Origin of the sequence: Micromonospora sp. NPDC050495, assembly GCF_040655175.1 — a bacterium.
Lineage (GTDB): Bacteria > Actinomycetota > Actinomycetes > Mycobacteriales > Micromonosporaceae > Micromonospora.
The window spans coordinates 1-19,123 of sequence record NZ_JBFAJK010000009.1; the positions used below are offsets into that span (position 1 = coordinate 1).

Below are 19,123 nucleotides of genomic sequence, written 5' to 3' on the forward strand. Positions count from 1 at the left end.
GACATCGAGCTGAACCAGCCGATCGTCGAGGTGGAGACCGCGAAGGCGGCGGTCGCCCGCCGGCGCGGCGCGGTGCGCGCCGGTCGGAGCGCGGCCCGGGGACGACGGACCGGGAGCTTCGCTGGGCCGGGGGAGGCGCGGAGCGGGCCGGCCGGAAGATCGGTATACGATGTGTCAACGATGTCATAAGTTGATCTTCGGCGCCCGGCGCGGGCGGCGGCGGGTCTTCCGGCGGGCGGCTGGCGAAGCGGTTCCCGGGCCCGGCGCCCCGCTCCGTCGGGGGCCGCCGGCTCGGTAACGGGGGCGACCCGTTTCGTGGCCGCACATCCCCTTCGGGCGCATTCCCCCGGGGGGTGTCGGGAGAGTCACTCGTGACAGATGGGGATATTACCGATTTGTTACACAATTCATGACTTGACCGCTTGCGGAACAGCCCCCGGCGAGGTTGGGTTGCCCGGCAGCACCAAACGTGAGCGAAGGTCATGAACCATCGCGGAGGCAACGATGACGTTGGCAAGGTGGCGGGACGATGAGTGAATTGCCTGTCCTGCTGGAGATGCGCTCCATCACCAAGGAGTTCCCTGGCGTCAAGGCCCTTGCCGACGTCAACCTGGTGGTGCGGGCCGGCGAGATCCACGCGATCTGCGGCGAGAACGGTGCGGGCAAGTCCACGCTGATGAAGGTGCTCAGCGGCGTCTACCCGTACGGCAGTTACGACGGCCAGATCATCTATCAGGGCGCGGAGACCCGGTTCTCCGACATCCGGGCCAGCGAGCAGGCCGGCATCGTGATCATCCACCAGGAGCTCGCGCTCATCCCGCACATGTCGATCACCGAGAACATCTTCCTCGGCAACGAGCCGCGGAAGCACGGTGCGATCGACTGGAAGGCCGCGAACCGGCTGGCGCTCGACCTGATGGCCCGGGTCGGCCTGCGGGAGGACCCGGACACCCTGGTCAAGGACATCGGCGTCGGCAAGCAGCAGCTGGTGGAGATCGCCAAGGCGTTCGCCAAGGACGTCAAGCTGCTCATCCTGGACGAGCCCACCGCGGCGCTCAACGAGGCCGACTCCCGGCACCTGCTCGACCTGCTGCGCGGCTTCCGGTCGCGCGGCATCACCTCGATCATGATCTCGCACAAGCTGAACGAGATCGAGGCGATCGCCGACCAGATCACCATCCTCCGGGACGGCCGGACCGTCGAGACGCTGGACGTCAAGGCCGACGGCGTCGACGAGGACCGGATCGTGCGGGGCATGGTGGGGCGGGAGCTGCACAGCCGGTTCCCGGACCACACCCCGACGATCGGCGAGGTCTTCTTCGAGGTCCGCAACTGGAACGTCCGGCACCCGATCTCCGCCGACCGGCAGGTCTGCAAGAACGAGAGCTTCGTCGTCCGGCGCGGCGAGATCGTCGGCTTCGCCGGCCTGATGGGCGCCGGCCGCACCGAACTGGCGATGAGCGTCTTCGGCCGCTCCTACGGGGTGTACGAGTCCGGCACGATCATCAAGGACGGCAAGGAGATCGTCCTGAAGACCGTCGCCGACGCGATCGCCCACGGGCTCGCGTACGTCAGCGAGGACCGCAAGGCGATCGGCCTGAACCTGCTCGATGACATCAAGGCGTCCACGGTGTCGGCGAAGCTGTCGAAGATCTCGCGGCACGGCGTGCTCGACGAGGTCGCGGAGTACAAGGCGGCCGAGTCCTACCGGCGCGAGCTGCGCACCAAGGCGCCGACGGTCGACGAGAGCGTCTCCAAGCTCTCCGGTGGCAACCAGCAGAAGGTCGTCCTGGCGAAGTGGATGTTCACCGACCCGGACCTGCTGATCCTCGACGAGCCGACCCGCGGCATCGACGTGGGCGCCAAGTACGAGATCTACGGCATCATCCAGCGGCTCGCCGACCAGGGGAAGGGCGTCGTCGTCATCTCCTCGGAGCTCCCGGAGCTGATCGGGCTCTGCGACCGCATCTACACCGTGTTCGAAGGCGCCATCACCGGCGAGATCGCCCGGCGGGACGCGGACCCGGAAACCCTCATGAAGCAGATGACCTCGACCAAGAAGATGCAGACACGATGAGCCGAATCAAGGACCTGCAGAAGAACCTCTTCGGAGGGACCACGTCCAACGCCCGCCAGTTCGGGATGATCTTCACTCTGGTGCTGATCGTCCTGATCTTCCAGTTCTGGACCGACGGCCTGACCCTGCGATCGGACAACCTGATCGCGCTGTTCAACCAGAACTCGTACATCCTCATCCTGGCCATCGGCATGCTGATGGTGATCGTCGCCGGGCACATCGACCTCTCGGTCGGCTCGATCGCCGCCTTCACCGGCATCCTGGTGGCCAAGTCGATGGCGGAGTGGTCGCTGCCCTGGCCCGTCGCCATCCTGTTCGGCCTGCTGATCGGCGCGGTCATCGGCGCCTGGCAGGGCTTCTGGGTGGCCTACGTCGGGGTGCCGGCGTTCATCGTCACCCTGGCCGGCATGCTGCTCTTCCGGGGCGGCAACCAGGTCATCGGCAGCGCGCAGAGCATCCAGGTGCCCGAGGGCTTCCTCGTGATCGGTGGCGGCTTCCTGCCCGAGGTCGGCCCGGACACCGGCTACAACAACCCGACGCTGCTGCTCGGTCTGGCCGCGTGCGTGGCCGTGGTGTGGCGGGAGTTCCAGGCCCGCAAGACCCGCCGGGACATGGACGCCGAGCCGGCCCCGATGTGGATCTCGGTGCTCCGGATGGCCGTCATGGTCGGCGTGATCGTCTTCGCGTCGCTGCGCTTCGCCAGTGGCCGCGTCGGCACCAGCTTCCCGGTCTCCGGCATCATCCTGCTGGCGCTGGTGCTGGCCTACTCCTTCTACACCCGCAACACCGCCGGCGGCCGGCACATCTACGCCGTCGGTGGCAACTCCCGCGCCGCCGAGCTCTCCGGAGTGAAGCTCAAGCGGGTCAACTTCTTCGTCATGATGAACATGGCCGTCCTGGCCGCCCTGGCCGGCATGATCTTCGTGGCCCGCTCGCAGGCCTCCGGCCCGCAGGACGGCAACGGCTGGGAACTGGACGCCATCGCGGCCGTCTTCATCGGTGGCGCGGCCGTCTCCGGCGGCATCGGCACCATCAGCGGCTCGATCGTCGGCGGCCTGGTCATGGCCGTGCTGAACAACGGTCTCCAGCTCCAGGGCGTGGGCACCGACAAGGTCCAGATCATCAAGGGCCTGGTGCTGCTGCTCGCCGTCGCGGTCGACGTCTACAACAAGAAGCAGGGCCGGTTCTCCATCATCGGCAGCCTCACCCGCTCGTTCCGCCGCGACGCTCCCGCCCCGCCCACGGCACCACCGACCGCGGACCGGGAGACCGCTCGCACGGCGGTGCCGAGCTGACGTTCCACCCCGCCTCACACCCCGTATCACCTCTCCAGAAGGGCACCATCCAGCCATGCGTAATCTGATCGGCAAATCGGTGGCCATCGGCGCCATCGCGGCGCTGGCCCTGACCGCCACCGCCTGCGGCTCCGGCCGCGACGGCGACACCGCCGGCTCGGCGGGCGACACCAAGGGCTTCGCGGCCGACTCCCTGATCGGCGTCGCCCTGCCGTCCAAGACCTCGGAGAACTGGGTCCTCGCCGGCGACCTGTTCACCAACGGCCTCAAGGAGGCCGGCTTCAAGAGCGACGTGCAGTACGCCGGCGCGTCGACCACGGTCGCCGACCAGCAGGCCCAGATCACCGCCATGGTGACCAAGGGCGCCAAGGTCATCGTCATCGGCGCGACCGACGCCGCGCAGCTGTCGACCCAGGTCGCCGCGGCGCACGCCGCCGGCGCGAAGGTCATCGCCTACGACCGGCTCATCAAGAACACGCCGGACCTCGACTACTACGTCGCGTTCGACAACTTCAAGGTCGGCCAGCTCCAGGGCCAGGCCCTGCTGGACGGCATGAAGGCCAAGAAGCCGAACGGCCCGTACAACATCGAGCTCTTCTCCGGCTCGCCGGACGACAACAACGCCGGTGTCTTCTTCGACGGCGCGATGAGCGTGCTCAAGCCGGAGATCGACAAGGGCACCGTGGTCGTCGCCTCGAAGCAGACCGACGTCAAGCAGACCGCCATCCAGGGCTGGAAGGCCGAGGGCGCCCAGGCCCGGATGGACCAGCTGCTCACCTCGACCTACGGCAACAAGACGCTGGACGGCGTGCTCTCCCCGAACGACACCCTGGCCCGCGCCATCATCACCTCGATCAAGGGTGCTGGTAAGTCGATCCCGGTCGTGACCGGCCAGGACTCCGAGGTCGAGTCGATCAAGTCGATCATGGCTGGCGAGCAGTACATGACGATCAACAAGGACACCCGGAACCTGGTGAAGCAGACCATCGAGATGGTGAAGGCCCTTCAGCAGGGCAACAACCCCGAGGTCAACGACACCAAGTCGTACAACAACGGCGTCAAGGTCGTCGACACCTACCTGCTGCCGCCGGTGGCGGTCACCAAGGCCAACGCGGCCGAGGCGTACGCCAACGACCCGAAGCTCGCGCCGCTCACCAAGTGAGCGTCGTCGAGTAGGTAGTCGCCAGGAGGGGCCCGGGACATGTTCCGGGCCCCTCCGCCGTGCCTGGGTGTGCGGGAGCGGAGTGCCCGTCGCTCGCCGTGGCGACTCGCCGTGACAAAAGGTCAAGCTCCCGTCACTGTCAGCAAGCATGCCCAGCCAGTGACTTCCCGTGCCCGCCCCAACACACTGCGAAGCGACCGGTCACTCAAGTTCCCCCGACCCAGGAGGTCACGACCGATGATCGATTCGCAGCACACCCGCCGGCGCACGCTGTTGCGCGGCGCCCTGGCCCTGACCGGAGCAGCCGTGCTGGCCGTCTCCTCGCTGGCCGGCGTCGCGTCCGCCAGCGAGCAGACCAAACCCGTGGCGCCCGGCGCCGGCCCAGCCGGCCCGGTGCCCGCCGGGTTCGCCAGCTGGACGGAACTCATCTCCGTCCAGGAGAGACTCAACCAGGCCGCCACCCGCGTCGCGGCGGTCAAGGGCGCCGGCTTCGCGGGCATCGTCGCCGCGCCCGAGAACCGCGAGCTGCGGGTCTACTGGAAGGGCGACGCCGGCGCCCGGGTGCGGGCGCTGGTCCGCGACCTGAACCGCACCGTGCCGGTCCGGCTGGTGCCGGCCCGCTACTCCGAGGCCGACCTGGCCGCGACCGCCCGGAAGCTGGCCACCGTGCCGGACGTCGCCTCGGTGGTGCCCCGGGTGGACGGCAGCGGCGTGCAGGTCGTCGCCCGGGCCCCCAAGCTGGCCAAGGTCCGGGCCACCCGGGCGGTACGCGATTCCGCGGTCGTGGTGTCGGTGGTGGCCGGCGACGCGCCGGTGGCCACCTACACCCGGCAGGCCGACATCCCGAACTACTACGGCGGCGGCCGGTTCTGGTCGCCGACCGGCGGGTGCAGCACCGGCTTCGCCATCAACACCGCCGGAACCGTACGGATGCTCACCGCGGGGCACTGCGGGGAGAACGGGCAGTCCGTCACCACCGGCGCCGGGGCGGCCATGGGCACGATCTCCAACAAGATCACCTGCACCGACCTCGAGATCATCAACACCGGCTCGTGGGGCCGGGTCTTCACCGGCGGCCCGTACTCCGGCACCAGCGTCGCGATCGGCGGCACGGCGAGCAGCTTCGTCGGCAACTACATCGTGACCACCGGGGCCACCAGCGGGGAGCACAGCAACATCCAGGTCACCGCGGTCAACCTGTACCTCGGCATCAACGGCATCCCGTGCGGCACGGTCGGCCCGCTGGTGCAGGCCCGCCAGCTCAACGGCACCTGCGCCGTCGCCCCCGGGGACAGCGGCGGCCCGGTGATCGCCTACCGCACCGACGGCAAGGCGAACGCCCTCGGCACCATGACCGCCGGCGCCGCGGCCGTGGCCAACAACCTCTGCCCCGGCACGATCTACACGCCCGGCTACAACTACGTCTACTACATCCCGATCGGCACGTCCCTCGCCGCGTACGGCGCCAGCATCGTCACCAGCTGACCCGCACCGCCCGACGACGGGCGTCCCGGCTTCCCGGCCGGGGCGCCCGTCCCGGCCGGGGAACCGGCGGCGGGTCAGCCGACGGGGGTGGGGGAGGGCGGGGCGCTGCCGCCCTGCGGCGCCTCGGCGGTCATCAGCCGGATGATCTCGGACTGGTCGGCGGCGGACGGCAGCCCCCAGCCGGGGCGGTACCCGTACACCTGGGCCAGCGGGGTGGAGGCGGTACGGCCGTCGAGGATCTCGACCGCGCCGGTGTCGATCAGCGCGGGATGCTCGACGCCGCACGCCTCGGCCACCTTGACCAGGTCGCGCCGGAGGGTACGGAGGTAGTTGGCGGCCCGCATCGACTTGCGCCCGGGGTCGACGCCGCGCACCAGCCACGGGTTCTGGGTCGCGACCCCGGTGGGGCAGGTGTCGGTGTGGCACTTCTGGGCCTGGATGCAACCGATCGCCAGCATCGCCTCCCGCCCGACGTTGACCAGGTCGGCGCCGAGGGCGAACGCGACCACCGCGTTGTCCGGCAGACCGAGCTTGCCGGCGCCGACGAACACCACCTGCTCGTGCAGGTCCCGCTCGGCGAAGGTCCGGTACACCCGCGAGAAGGCCTGCTGGAACGGCAGCGACACCGAGTCGGTGAAGATCAGCGGCGCGGCGCCCGTGCCGCCCTCGCCGCCGTCGACGGTCACGAAGTCCACCCCGCGACCGGTGTCGCGCATCAGCGAGGCCAGTTCGGTCCAGAAGCCCAGGTCGCCGACCGCGGACTTGATGCCCACCGGCAGGCCGGTCTCGGCGGCGAGCAACTCCACCCAGTCCAGCAGGCTGTCACAGTCGGAGAACTCGGCGTGCCGCGACGGGCTGACGCAGTCCTCGCCGCGCCGGATGCCCCGGGCGGCGGCGATCTCCGCGGAGACCTTCGCGGCCGGCAGCAGGCCGCCGAGGCTCGGCTTCGCGCCCTGGCTGAGCTTGATCTCCAAGGCCCGCACCGGCGCGGACGCCACCAGGTCCTTGAGCCGGTCGAGGCTGAACCGGCCGCGCTCGTCACGGCAGCCGAAGTAGGCGGTGCCGAGCTGGAAGACCAGCTCGCCGCCCTTGCGGTGGTACGGCGACAGGCCACCCTCACCGGTGTTCTGCAGGCAGCCGGCGAGGGCGGCGCCGCGGTTGAGGGCCTCGACCGCGTTGCCGGAGAGCGAGCCGAAACTCATCCCGGAGATGTTGACCACCGACTCCGGGCGAAAGGCCCGGGCCCGCCCCCGGGCCGCGCCGAGCACCTTGGCGCACGGCAGCGTCACGTCGTGCCCGGCGGCGGGGGAGGACGGCGGCACCGCCCGGCCGAACGTGCGGTGCTTGATGATCGGGTAGCCCGGGGTGGACTCGATGTCGTTGTCGGTGCCGAACCCGAAGTAGTTGTTCTCCTGCTTCGCCGACGCGTACACCCACCGCCGCTGGTCCCGGGTGAACGGCCGCTCCTCGTTGTTGCCCGCCACGATGTACTGGCGTAGCTCCGGCCCGATCGACTCGAGCAGGTAGCGGGCGCGACCCAGCAGGGGGAAGGTGCGCAGCAGCGCGTGGTCGCGTTGTAGCAGGTCGCGCGCGGCAAGCGCCGCGACGGCGGCGACGGCGGCGGGTGCGGCTCGACGGGCCCAGCTCATGCCCGCCACTCTTTCCGGGATCGCCGTCCGCCAAACGAGGACCGGCGGTTCGCGATGGCCGGACCGGCCACCCGGGCAACCGCGGGACGTACGCCGGCTACCCCGGGCAACCCCGCGGGACGGTACGCCAGTTACCCGGGCAACCCCGCGGGACGGTACGTCGGCTACCCGGTGCGCGAGCGGTCGGGCGCGGAACTGCGCGCCGTCTCCGCGGCCACCCGCTCGCCGGGCCGGTCCGCGCCGCTCGCGGCGGCCGGCCGGTTGTCGTCGGGCGGCTGCGGCGGGGAGACCCAGGTGACCAGCACCACCGAGATGATCATGAGAAGGAACCAGGAGGCGAGTTTCGCCGGCGACACCGGCTGCCAGCCGCCCAACTGGCTGGGGTAGAGCCAGGCGTGCGACCAGGTGGCGATGTTCTCGGCCAGCCAGATGAAGGCGGCGACGAGCAGGAAGGCCAGCAGCAGTGGCATCCGCCACCGGAGCCGGAACACCCGGAAGTGCATCACGCAGCGCCCGAACACCAGCGCGACGGCGGCGATGAGCAGCCATCGCAGGTCCCGGACGTAGTGGTTGGCGAAGAAGTTGGCGTAGATGCCGACGGCCAGCACGGCGGTCACCCAGCGCCGCGGGTAGCGGGTGAAGCGCAGGTCGAACAGCCGGTTGACCCGGACCAGGTAGGAACCGACCGCGGCGTACATGAAGCCGCTGAACAGCGGCACCCCACCCAGCCGCAGGAAACCGTCGGGCTGGTAGGACCACGAGCCGATGTGGGTCTTGAACAGCTCCATGACCGTGCCGACGACGTGGAAGAGGACCACCACCCGCAGCTCGCGCAGGGATTCCAGGCGGCCGGCCACCATCGCGATCTGGATGGCGACCGCGGCGACGGTCAGGAAGTCGTTGCGGGCGAAGCCGGCGTCCGCCGGGTACCAGAGCCGCGCCGCGAAGATGACCGCGAGCATCGCCCCGCCGAACACGCACGCCCAGGCCTGCTTGAGCCCGAAGACCGCGAACTCGGTGAGCCAGCCGGCGGCGCCGCGCCGGGGCAGCCGGGCCAGCAGCGCGCGGAACCGGGCATCGATCGCGCGCTCGGCGGTGGTCAGGGCAGCCGGATCGGCAGGGGTACGCACCGCCCCGACGCTATCGTGTCCCGCCGGTGCCGGGCAGGTCAGGCCGGGCAGGCCGGGCAGGCCGGGTAGGCCGGTCAGGCCAGGCAGGTGGGGCCGGGCAGGTCAGGCCGGCGGGGCCAGCCGACCGGCCGCCGCCAGCCGTCGGACCACCGCCTCCTTGGGCACGGCGTGCCGGGTGCGGCCCGCCACGCCGGTGGTGGTCGTGGCCGTGAACAGCGAGTTGAGCAACGCCTCCTCGACGGAGTCCAGGACGGCCGCGAAGACCGGGTCGAGGTCCGCGTCGGGCAGCGGCGCCTGGTCCGACCGGGCCGTGCTGAACGCGATCGCGTAGTCGCCGCTGCCGTTCTGGTACGCCGCGCCGACCCGGGCCATCGCGAAGATCGCCCGCCGGGCCAGCCGGCCGAGCTGCCGGGCGTCCAGGGGCGCGTCGGTGGCCACCACGATCATGCAGGAGTTGCCGGGTGGCTCGGCCCGGTCGGCCGCCGGAACCAGCTCGTCGACGGGCAGCGGGACCCCCAGCACGGTCAGCACGCCGCCGAAGTTGGACTGGGTGAGGGCGCCCACCGTCACCGCGCCGGCGACCGTTCGCACCGTGCGGGACGAGGTGCCGACGCCCCCCTTGTAACCGAGGGCGCTGGTGCCGGTGCCGGCACCTACGCAGCCCTCCGCCGGCAGCCCGCCGGCGGCTCGCCGGATCGCGTCCAGCACGTGCTCCTCGGTGACCGGGCGGCGGCGGATGTCGGACAGGTGGCCGTCGTTGGTCTCGCCCACCAGCGGATTGAACGACAGGCCGTCGGGCCGGCCCGCCATCAGGTACGTCAGCAGCGCGTCCGCCGCCCGGAACACCGACAGCGTGGCGGTGAGCACGATCGGTGACTCCAGCACGCCGAGCTCGTCCACCTGCGTCGAGCCGACGAGCTTGCCGTAGCCGTTGCCGGTGTGCACGGCGGCCGGCAGGCTCCACCGGCCCGGACCGAGCTGGCTCGGTACCACCGCGGTGACCCCGGTGTGCAGGTCGCGGCCGTCGTCGACGGTGGTGTGCCCGACCAGCACCCCGGGCACGTCGGTGATCGCGTTGTGCCGCCCGGTGGGCAGTGGCCCGACGACGACGCCGAGGTCGCGGGCCCGGCGGTCCGGCCCCTGCTGGCTCTGCTCCACACCGCACCTCCGGGTCACACCGACGAGCCGGCCTGACTCCACCCGCTCCCGGCAACCGTTGTCAAGCGTGCGCCCGCCGGCCCGCGGAACCGGCCACGGGCGGGGTTGCCCGGCGGGTGGCGACGCGGCCGGATACGGTGGCAGGCGTGACCGAGGCGGTGCGGGTGTCGACGTGGTCGAGCTGACCTGGTACGGGCACAGCACCGTGTGGCTCGAGGACGCGGGAACCCGGCTGCTGACCGATCCGCTGCTGCGGGACCGGCTGGCCCACCTGCGCCGCCGCCGTGGGCCGACCCCGCGGCTGCCGGGCGCCCCGGACGCCGTACTCGTGTCGCACCTGCACGCCGACCACCTGGACTTCGCGTCGCTGCGGCGGCTGCCCGTGGCCACCGCGCTGGTGGTGCCCGCGGGCGCCGCGCGGCTGGTCCGGCAGGCGCTCGGCGCGGCGGTCGCCGGCCGGTGCACCGAGGTCGCGGTCGGCGACCGGCTCACCATCGGCGGGCTCGACGTCACCGCCGTGCCCGCCGCCCACCACGCCGGTCGGGGCGCCTGGTCCCGGCACCGCGCGCCCGCCCTCGGCTACCTCGTCGAAGGCCGGGCGCGGACCTGGTTCGCCGGCGACACCGGGCTCTTCGACGAGATGGCCGGCCTCGGGCCGCTCGACCTGGCGCTGATCCCGGTCGGCGGGTGGGGACCGACGCTCGGCCCCGGCCACCTCGACCCGGCGGGGGCCGCCGAAGCGGTCCGCCGGGCGGTCGCGGCCTGGGCGGTGCCGATCCACTACGGCACCTTCTGGCCGGTCGGGCTCGACCGGGTCCGGCCGGACCGCTTCCACGGACCCGGCGACGACTTCGCCCAGCACGCTGCGGAGATCTGCCCGGACACCCGGGTACGGGTGCTGCGGCCGGGCGAGTCGTTCGCGGTGGGCCGGCCGTGACGGCGACCCTCGGCGTGCTGGGCTCGCTGCTATTGGTGGTGCTCTTCGGTTCCGTGGTCCCCGTGGTGCCGACCGGCGCGGCGGTCAGCGGCGCCGCCGCGCTCGCCGCCCACCAGCATCCGGTCACCGTGGTCCTGGTGGTGCTCGCCGGGGCGGTCGGCGCGTACGTCGGTGACCTCGCCACCTTCGTCCTGCTCGGCTGGGGTGGCGAACGGGTGGTCCGGCGGGTGCCCGGGCTGCGTTCCGACCAGCGGGTCGAGCGGATGCCGGCCCGGGTGCGGGAGGGGCACGTCTCGACGCTGCTGGTCTCCCGGCTGATCCCCGGCGGGCGGGTCCCGGTGCTGCTGGCCGCGGCCGTGGCCGGGCTGGCCTGGCGCCGCTTCGCGGTGGCCAACGCGCCGGCCAGCCTGCTCTGGTCGGTGCTGTACGCCGCGATCGGGGTCCTCGGCCGGGCGGTCTTCCCCGAGCCGTGGGAGAGCGTCGTCGCGGCGGTCGTGCTCGTCGTGCTGATCAGCCAGGTCGTGGGCTGGCTGAACCGGCGTCGGCAGGTGCCGGAGGATCCGCTGGCCACGCGGTAGCCGGCGGGCTACCCGGCCGGCTGCGGGCGTCGGTGGCTACCCGGCCGGCTCCGGGCGCCCGTCGTGCGCCGGCTCGGCGACCTGCTCGTCGGGCCGGCGCAGCCCGAGCCGGCGCAGCCAGCCGAGCAGTTGGCGGTGCACGTCGTCCGGGCCGATCAGCTCGCCGTGCTGCGGCCAACCCGCGGGATGGACGAGCAGCGCCTGCGTCTGCCAGCCGCCGAGACCGCCGTGGCAGCCGACCAGTTCCTCGAAGGCCGCCACCTCCTCCAGGTCCGGGTCCACCGCGCTTATCACCACGAGGTCGCCCACGTGCTCCATCGCCTGGTGGCGCAGCAGGTCGTGGCGGGCCAGCGGCCCGTACGGGGCCAGCGGGTCCTCGCCGTCGACCCGCCCGTCGCGCAGCCGGTGGCAGCCCCGCGCCCCGATCGCCAGCGGTCCGGCGGCCGAGTCGACCACGACCAGCCCGACGCCGGGGTGCCCGGCCAGACCGTCGATCAGCCCCGGCGCGACCGCGTCGACGTGCTCCCGGGACAGCCGCCCCGGATGGCGGGCCAGGTAGATCATCGCCAGGTTGCCCGAGGCCACCACCACGGTGCCGGCATCGGTGTGGACGGCGGCGTCCTCCCGGTCGGCCGGTCCCAGGCTGACCTCGCCGCCGTCGGCGTGCGAGCGCAGCGCCAGCCGGGTCGCCGTGCCGGTCGCCCCGCCGGCCGCGGCAGCCTCGGTGAGCAGGGTGTTCAGCCGTCCCCACTCCTCGACCGGGCCGGCGGCCTCGGCGGCCGGCACCTCCGCGACCGGGACGCCCGCCGGCGGCCGGCCGTCCGCCTCGACCTGCCGCGCCGGTGGCGCGGCGAGTCGGGCGACCACCTCGGTGAGCGACTCGCCGTACCGCTGGCGGAAGGTGGCGCCCTGGCTCTGCCCGTGGTCGCTCAGCACCACGATGTGGTAGCGCCGGGCCGCCTCGGCGGCCAGCCGCTGGAGCACCCCCAGCGTCTGGTCGAGCTCCTCGAGCACCGCCATCGCCTGCGGGCGGGCCGGGCCGGCGTGGTGGGCGACCTCGTCGTAGTCCAGGAAGTCGCAGAAGATGACCGGTGCCCCGGCGGCCATCTGCTCGGCGATGAGCGACACGTTCAGGTCGCTGAGCAGGCTCGCCATCGGGCGCAACGCCAGGTAAGGGCCGCTGCGCCGGCCCCGGGGCCGGATGTCGCGCAGCCGCTGCCGGCGCGCCTCGTACAGCTCACGGACCACCTGCCCGGCACCGCGCACCACCGCGCGGGCGAAGCCGTACGGGCTGGCCATGAAGGCCGCGTAGCCCCGGATGGAGCGGCCGGGCAGGCCGGCGCGGCTCACCGTGAGCAGGCTGGTGGGGGCGTCGCCGGAGAACGCGGTGCTGATGCTCACCCCGCCGTCGCGGAGCAACCCCCGCCCGGTGGAGAGCCGCTGCTCGATCTCGGCGGCGTCCCGGGGCCGGCTGGTCACCACGAGCCGGCCGGTCGCGCCGTCACCGCCGGTCGCCTTCTCGTACCAGCGGTAGGCCGGCACCCGCCGGACGTCCCCGTAGAGCAGGCCCGCCTGGGCGGCGGGCGTGGTGGCCGGCAGGCCGGTGTGCCAGCGGGTCATCCGGTGGCTGCCGGTACGCAGCCACCGGCCGATGGTGGGCAGGTTGCCGGCCCGGATCGCCCACTGCACCAGCGGCGCGGCCACCCCGTCGAGCTGCACCACGAGCAGGCCTTCGGGGACCTGCCGCTCGGGGGCCGCCGGCGCGGCGCGGCCGAGCCGCAGGCGGCGCCGCCAACCGGGGCGGCGGTGCCGCTCCCGCCGGCGTCGTACCCGGGACATCACCCACCGCATCTCGCTGACGAACGCGTCGTCGGTGCCGGCGTCGGCGAGCCAGTTCACCACCGCCGCGAGCGCCAGGGCGAGCCACGCGGCGGCGAAGGCGTCGGCGAACCCGGCGACGTCCGCCTCCGGGTCCAGCCGCAACGCCACGTACATCACGATGGCCTGGACGGACACGCCGATGGCCAGCGCGCCGAGCCCGCCCAGCACGGTGGCCAGGGCGAACAGCAGCGGGCGCAGCACCGCGCCGATCGCCGCGATCAGCCCGACCAGCCACAGCGTCGCGACCAACCCGCTGGCGGTGACCCCCGGCAGCAGCCAGAGCGTCACGCTGAGCACCACGAACGAGGTGATCACACTGCGCAGCAGGCTGCGGAGCCGGGCGAGGGTGGGCCGGTAGTCGCGCAACACCTTGAGACCGGCGCGTACGGGCCGGCGCAGCCGCCGGTCCGCGTCGGCGTCCGCGTCCGGCTCCATTCCCATGACAATGCCACACCTGAGCTGGCAAGATCGGCGAGGGCGGGCGGGCGGCGGGTGCGGGTTCGTCAGCCGGCCGCGACGCCGACGGCGCGCTCGCCCTGCGGCCCGAGCAGGTCGCGGACCTCGGCCGCCTCCGGTGCCCCGAGCGCCTCCAGCAGACCGAGCGCCTCCCGCCAGGCACCCGAGGACGGTTCCAGGTGGCCCAGGGTGATCAGCGCCCGGGCCCGGATCAGCGGCGCCTCGACGGCCCGCGCCCGGTGCGCCGCTTCCCCGGCGTACCGGGCCGCCTGGGCGTGCTCGCCCTGCCGCCGGGCGACCTCGGCCAGCGCCACCATCGCGTCGCACTCGACGACCGCCGCGCCGGCCTGCCGGGCCAGCGTGATCGCCCGCTCCACCGAGGAGCGGGCCAGCCGCGGCTCCCGGTCCGCGACGGCCCAGGCGAGCCCGACCAGCGCCTCCGCCTCCGTCGCCGTCATCCGTGCCGACCGGGCCCACTCGGCCGCCCGGGCCTGGCTCGCGGCCGCCCCGACGGGATCACCGGAGTGCAGCAGGAGCCACCCCTCGGCGATGTCGATCGACGCCTGGCAGAGCCGGTCGCCGGTGCGCTCGGCGAGGCGCTGCGCGGTGGCGAACGCGGACCTCGCCGCCGCCGTCGCGCCGAGGCGGGTGTGCAGCTGACCGATCCCGGTCAGCGCGTTCGCCTCGATCGAGGCCATCCCGACCGCCCGCGCGGTCCGCACCGCGGCGCGCAGGTCCGCCAGGGCGGCCGGGTACTCGCCGAGGCTGATCCGGGCCAGGCCCAGGTTGGTGAGGATGACCGCCTCGTTGGGCTGGGCCCCGTCCTCCCGGTGGATGGTGATGGCGGCGTCGAACCGCTCGACGGCCAGCCGCAGCCGGCCCGCCATGGCGTAGACGGTGCCCAGGTTGCTGGACATCACCGCGATGCCGTAGCGGTGCCCGATCCGCCGGTTGAGCCGCAACGCGTGCTCGAAACAGGCCGCCGCGGTGGCCAACTGGCCGAGGTCGCCGAAGACGGCGCCGAGCGAACCGGCCGCCGCGGCCTCGCCCGCCACGTGCCGGGCCCGGCGGAAGAGCTGGCCGGCCCGCCGTTGGTGGGCGATGGCGACCAGGTGGTTGCCGGTCAGGTGGTGCACGTTGCCCAGGCTCATGTGCGCGGCGGCGCGCAACGCCGGATCCGTGGTGCCGCCCGCGGCGTGCAGCGCCGCCTGGGCCACCAGCAGCCAGTGCAACGAGTTGCGGGTGACCCAGAGGTACGTGCGGAGCTGGTCGGCGAGCAGCGCCGCGTCGGCCCGCGACGCCCCGTCCGCGCCGGTGCGGATCAGCGCGACCATGTTCGACTCCTCGGCCTCCAGCCAGGCCAGGGCGGCGTCCCGGTCCGGGAAGCCGGCCGGCTCCGCGGCCAGGCCCGCTGGCAGCTCCAGCCGGACCCGGCCCGGGGCCAGCAGGTCACCGGCGGCCTGGGCGCGGACCAGGTACCAGGCGAACAGCCGGGCGAGGACGTCCCGCGCCTCGCGCTGCCCGCCCTGCCGCTCGCTGTGCTGGGCGGCGTAGCGCCGCAGCAGGTCGTGCAGCACGACCCGGTCGCCGTCGAGGTCGACCAGGTGCGCCGAGGAGAGCCGGGCCAGGGTACGGCGGGCCGCCTCGGTGCTGGTCTGCGCCAGCCAGGCGACCGCCTCGACCGGCAGCGCCACCCCGGGCACGGTGCCGAGGAGCCGGAACATCCGTTGCGCGTCGGCCGGCAGCCGGGTGTAGGAGAGGTCGAACGCGCTCTGCACCGCGACGCCGGGATCGTCGTCGATCGCCAGCGCGGCGATGGTCCGCCGCCGCAGCTGCGCCACGTACGCCGACACGGCGAGTTCCGCCTCGTCGAGCAGCAGCGCGGCGGCGATCCGGATGGCCAGCGGGAGGCGGCCGCACTCCTGGACCAGGTCCCGGACGGCGTCCCGCTCGGCCGCCCTCGGGTCGTCGCCGAGCAGCACGGTGAGCAGCTCGATCGCGTCCGGCTCCGGGAGCAGCCCGATGGTCAGCCGGTGGGCGTCGTGCTGGGCCACCAGCCCGGTCAGCCGGTCCCGGCTGGTGACCAGCACGAGACTCCGCGCCGAGCCGGGCAGCAGCGGCCGGACCTGGTCCGCGTCGAGGGCGTTGTCCAGCACGATCAGCAGCCGCCGGTCGGCCACGACGGTGCGGTAGAGCGCCGACGCCTCGTCCGGGTCGGCCGGGACGCGGGCCGCCGCGACGCCCAGACCGCGCAGCAGCGCGCCGAGCGCCTCCGCCGGGCGCATCGGCCGGCCGGCCGAATAGCCCCGCAGGTTGACGAAGAGCTGCCCGTCCGGGAAGCGGTCCCGGATCCGGTGCGCCCAGCGCACCGCGGTCGCGGTCTTCCCGACCCCCGCCGTGCCGACGACCGCGGAGAGGACCAGCACCGGCGGCGCCGCCGCGGCGAGCAGCCGGTCCAGCTCGCGGGTCTCGACTCCCCGGCCGACGAAGTGCGCCGGCGGCGGCGGCAGCTGCGCCGGCCCGCCGGCCAGCCCGGGGGCCGGGCCGGTGTCCGGCGGCGCCGTGGCCTGCCCCAGTTTCCGGTACGTCGCGGTGATCTGCTCCCCGGGCGGGACACCGAGGTCGGCGGCGAGCCGGTCGGCGAGCGCCGCGTACGCCGCGACCGCGTCGGTGCGCCGGCCGGTCTCGGCGAGGGCGAGCATCAGCAGCTCCACCGGGCGCTCGCGGGTGGGGTGCTCGCTGATCAGCTCGCGCAGGGGGGTCAACATCTCCCGGTGCTGCCCGGCCGCGAAGCGCGCCTCGAGCAGCGCCTCCCGCGCCGCCAGCCGGGCCTCGTCCAGCTCCGGGAAAAGCCGCATCCGCTGCGCGTCGTCGAAGACGTCGGCGAGCGCGGCGCCCCGCCACAGGCCGAGTGCCGTGCTGAGCACGGCGATCCGCTGCTCGGGGTCGGTGCTGTCGTGGCTGCCCGCCACCAGCGCGGCGAACCGGTGCAGGTCGACCCGCTCCGTCGCGATCTCCAGGGCGTAGCTGTTGGGGCGGGCGACCAGCGCCGGCTCCGTGGACCCGCCCAGGTCCAGGGTGGCGCGCAGGTGCGAGATCATGGCCTGGAGCCCGGCCCGGGCCCGGGCCGGTGGCCGGCTCTCCCAGAGCAGGTCGATGAGGCGGTCCGCGGAGTGGAACTGGCCCGGGCGCATCGCGAGGAGGGCGAGCAGGCGCCGCTCCTGGCGACGTCGGATCGGCACGGCGCGCCCGTCGAGCAGAGCCTCGACGGGGCCCAGCAAGCGCAGCTCCACGGCCGGAGGCTAACAAGAGTCGATGGCCCCGGGCAGCCGCGTAGGTCAAATCTGGGACGCCGGCCCGGTCGATCCGCGGCGGCCGGACCCGCCGGCCGCCGGTGGCCGTCAGGCCGGCGGGGCGGCCAGGTCGACGGCCGCGGCGCCGACGACCACCTTGTCGTCGTCGTGCTGCAGGTAGCCGATCACCGAGGCCCGGCGCGGGTCGAGATCCGGCGGCACGTCCAGGTGGACCTGGCCGGCGCCGTCCGGAGCGACCGACGTGAAGGCGCGTACCACGTTGTCCTGGCGCAGCGTCCGCCCGGCGTTCTCGCCCCGCGCGACGTCGGTCGTGAGGTCCCGCTCCACGACCGCCACGTTCAACACCGCCCGGGTCGGCGGCCGTTCGGTCCGGTAGTCCACCACGACGGGGCGCCCGCCGCCCGGTCCCTCGGGGCCGTCGGCGACCGTGAGGGTGAGTGGGGCGGTGGCTGCCACCGCCAGCGCGGACGTGATCACGTCGGTGGCCCGGCGGCGGTCGGAGCCGACGAACTCGGCGGTGCCGTTGACCACCATCTGCGGCGTGTACAACTGCCCGGAGCCGAAGGCCCGCGCGTACGCCTGCTGCCGCGCGCTGTACGCCGGGTCGCCGAATGGGTCCGGCCAGCCCAGGTAGTCCCAGTAGTCGACGTGGAACCCGAGGGCGTAGACGGGTTCGCCGCGCCGCCGGGCGTCGCGCTCGATCTCGCCGAGCACCTCCTCGGCCGGCGGGCAGCTCTCGCAGCCCTGGGAGGTGAACAGCTCCACGACCGCGAAGCCGCTGCCGGACGGCGGGGACGCGCCGGTGCGCGATGGGTCGGTCATGGCAGGTCTCCTCCCGTCGCGCCGGTTCGCGCCGGTTCGCGCCGCTCCGATTCCCGTTGCGGCCGCGACCATGCCTGCCGGCCGCCCCGACGACGGAGCCGGCGCGGCGGCCGTGGGCCGCCGCGCCGGCCGGTGTCCGGGACCGGTACGGGTCAGCTCGTACTGCAGGAGACCGTCGGCCAGGTCCAGGTGCCGTTGGTCTGGATGGTGACGCCCCAGTTGTTGCCGCTGCCGTTGGGCTTGGCGACCAGCACCTGCGAGCTGGGGTAGCTGGCGCTGATGTTCCAGCTGGCGATGATCTTCTCGGGGGACGGGACGTTCATCGTCACGGTCCAGTTGCTGGCGCCGGAGACCGAGACGTTGAGGTTGTAGCGGTCGCCCCACTGCTGGCCGGCGGAGAGCGTCGCGGTGCAGCCGCCACCCCGCCGCCGCCACCGGTGGTGCCGTCCAGGGTGATGTTGGAGTTGCCGCTGCTCTGGTAGCCCTCGGTCGCCATGATCATGTAGTCGTGGCTGCCGAGGCTCATGCCGTACCGGGCCCAGGCGTCGAAGTGGTTGCCGGTGGTGATGCTGCCACCCGTCCGCTTCTGCTGCCGGACGCTCCAGTACTGGTAGAACGTCCGGGTGCCCTCGATGGAGGGCTGGTTGACCCGCTGCGTCTGGTAGATGTCGTAGGTGCCGCCGTCGCTGGTGACGGTGTCCTTGTAGTGCCGGTGGGCCGGTACGTGCCCCAGTCGTCGACGACGTAGTACTCCACCAGCGGGTTCCGCGTCCACCCGTAGAGGGCCAGGTACGCGTTGCCGGACGGGTTGAAGCTGCCCGAGTAGTTCACCGTCCGGCGTCCGCCGGTGCTCCAGCCCTTGCCGGCGACGAAGTTGCCGGTGCTGCTCCACGACGTTCTGCCCAACGCATTCCCGGGACGTGCCGACCGGTGGTGAACGCGTTCCGCGCCGGCATTTCTCGTACACCGGTCGGCGGTTCTCGCGCGGCCCGTCGGGGCGGCCGGGACGGCGCTGGCGTCGCCCCGGCCGGCGACTGGTTTGCGCTGCTCATCCCCGTCTTTCAGCGGCAATGGGCAGGCCGCAAGTTGCAGTTGGGCAAGGAGTCAACAGTGGCGTCCGAGCGCAATTCCCGGAGTCATTGAATCGACGATGATAAATCTTGACTTGGTTCCGCCGGA

General features: G+C 73.2%; 12 protein-coding genes and 1 pseudogene. 6 read left to right on the forward strand and 7 right to left on the reverse strand.

Features of this window, described 5'->3' with window-relative positions; genetic code table 11:
- Positions 1-529 precede the first annotated feature (529 nt).
- The 4 genes from mmsA to AB0I11_RS12270 all read left to right on the forward strand — a co-directional run bounded on the left by mmsA (position 530) and on the right by AB0I11_RS12270 (position 6,019).
- On the forward strand, positions 530-2,077 hold the full coding sequence (gene mmsA / locus AB0I11_RS12255; protein ID WP_357317813.1) for a multiple monosaccharide ABC transporter ATP-binding protein: 1,548 nt from the start codon (positions 530-532) through the stop codon (positions 2,075-2,077).
- Positions 2,074-3,372 (forward strand): multiple monosaccharide ABC transporter permease, encoded by a 1,299-nt coding sequence (gene mmsB / locus AB0I11_RS12260; protein WP_357317817.1) that lies wholly within the window; start codon positions 2,074-2,076, stop codon positions 3,370-3,372. The genes mmsA and mmsB overlap by 4 nt, the downstream gene beginning before the upstream one ends.
- 55 nt (positions 3,373-3,427) lie before the next feature.
- Positions 3,428-4,534, forward strand: coding sequence for a sugar-binding protein (locus tag AB0I11_RS12265; RefSeq protein WP_357317820.1), 1,107 nt, complete (start codon positions 3,428-3,430; stop codon positions 4,532-4,534).
- A gap of 237 nt (positions 4,535-4,771) precedes the next feature.
- Complete coding sequence (locus tag AB0I11_RS12270) at positions 4,772-6,019, forward strand: hypothetical protein (RefSeq protein ID WP_357317823.1); 1,248 nt, start codon at positions 4,772-4,774, stop codon at positions 6,017-6,019.
- A gap of 74 nt (positions 6,020-6,093) precedes the next feature.
- Here AB0I11_RS12270 and AB0I11_RS12275 read toward each other — a convergent pair whose 3' ends face one another.
- From AB0I11_RS12275 to AB0I11_RS12285, 3 genes are all read right to left on the reverse strand, one after another.
- Positions 6,094-7,668, reverse strand: coding sequence for an FMN-binding glutamate synthase family protein (locus AB0I11_RS12275; protein WP_357317826.1), 1,575 nt, complete (start codon positions 7,666-7,668; stop codon positions 6,094-6,096).
- Positions 7,669-7,832: 164 nt separating this feature from the next.
- Positions 7,833-8,798, reverse strand: a complete 966-nt coding sequence (locus AB0I11_RS12280; protein WP_357317829.1) for a DUF817 domain-containing protein — start codon at positions 8,796-8,798, stop codon at positions 7,833-7,835.
- A gap of 102 nt (positions 8,799-8,900) precedes the next feature.
- Positions 8,901-9,956 (reverse strand): P1 family peptidase, encoded by a 1,056-nt coding sequence (locus AB0I11_RS12285; protein ID WP_357317832.1) that lies wholly within the window; start codon positions 9,954-9,956, stop codon positions 8,901-8,903.
- Between the two features lie 172 nt (positions 9,957-10,128).
- Here AB0I11_RS12285 and AB0I11_RS12290 point away from each other — a divergent pair, with 172 nt between their 5' ends.
- A complete protein-coding gene (locus AB0I11_RS12290; RefSeq protein WP_357317835.1) occupies positions 10,129-10,893 on the forward strand; it encodes an MBL fold metallo-hydrolase in 765 nt (254 codons plus the stop codon).
- The gene (locus tag AB0I11_RS12295) at positions 10,890-11,471 is read left to right on the forward strand and encodes a VTT domain-containing protein (RefSeq protein WP_357317838.1); all 582 of its coding nucleotides are present in this window, start codon (positions 10,890-10,892) and stop codon (positions 11,469-11,471) included. Before AB0I11_RS12290 ends, AB0I11_RS12295 begins: the two co-directional genes overlap by 4 nt.
- A 36-nt stretch (positions 11,472-11,507) precedes the next feature.
- On the opposite strand, the gene AB0I11_RS12300 is transcribed toward AB0I11_RS12295, so the two are convergent.
- From AB0I11_RS12300 to AB0I11_RS12315, 4 genes and pseudogenes are all read right to left on the reverse strand, one after another.
- The gene (locus AB0I11_RS12300; protein ID WP_357318237.1) at positions 11,508-13,787 is read right to left on the reverse strand and encodes a phage holin family protein; all 2,280 of its coding nucleotides are present in this window, start codon (positions 13,785-13,787) and stop codon (positions 11,508-11,510) included.
- A gap of 68 nt (positions 13,788-13,855) precedes the next feature.
- Positions 13,856-17,101, reverse strand: coding sequence for a BTAD domain-containing putative transcriptional regulator (locus AB0I11_RS12305; RefSeq protein WP_357317841.1), 3,246 nt, complete (start codon positions 17,099-17,101; stop codon positions 13,856-13,858).
- Positions 17,102-17,209: 108 nt separating this feature from the next.
- Positions 17,210-17,944, reverse strand: coding sequence for a DUF1223 domain-containing protein (locus tag AB0I11_RS12310; RefSeq protein WP_357317844.1), 735 nt, complete (start codon positions 17,942-17,944; stop codon positions 17,210-17,212).
- 152 nt (positions 17,945-18,096) lie between these two features.
- Positions 18,097-18,835, reverse strand: a pseudogene (locus tag AB0I11_RS12315) (glycoside hydrolase family 11 protein); the annotation flags it as partial.
- Positions 18,836-19,123: the final 288 nt, after the last annotated feature.

Bases quoted from the DNA above. Each gene is read 5' to 3' on its own strand.
- AB0I11_RS12265 (WP_357317820.1), top strand. From the start codon at position 3,428: ATGCGTAATCTGATCGGCAAATCGGTGGCCATCGGCGCCATCGCGGCG.
- AB0I11_RS12310 (WP_357317844.1), bottom strand. From the start codon at position 17,944: ATGACCGACCCATCGCGCACCGGCGCGTCCCCGCCGTCCGGCAGCGGC.
- mmsB (WP_357317817.1), top strand. From the start codon at position 2,074: ATGAGCCGAATCAAGGACCTGCAGAAGAACCTCTTCGGAGGGACCACG.
- mmsA (WP_357317813.1), top strand. From the start codon at position 530: ATGAGTGAATTGCCTGTCCTGCTGGAGATGCGCTCCATCACCAAGGAG.
- AB0I11_RS12300 (WP_357318237.1), bottom strand. From the start codon at position 13,787: ATGGAGCCGGACGCGGACGCCGACGCGGACCGGCGGCTGCGCCGGCCC.
- AB0I11_RS12270 (WP_357317823.1), top strand. From the start codon at position 4,772: ATGATCGATTCGCAGCACACCCGCCGGCGCACGCTGTTGCGCGGCGCC.
- AB0I11_RS12275 (WP_357317826.1), bottom strand. From the start codon at position 7,668: ATGAGCTGGGCCCGTCGAGCCGCACCCGCCGCCGTCGCCGCCGTCGCG.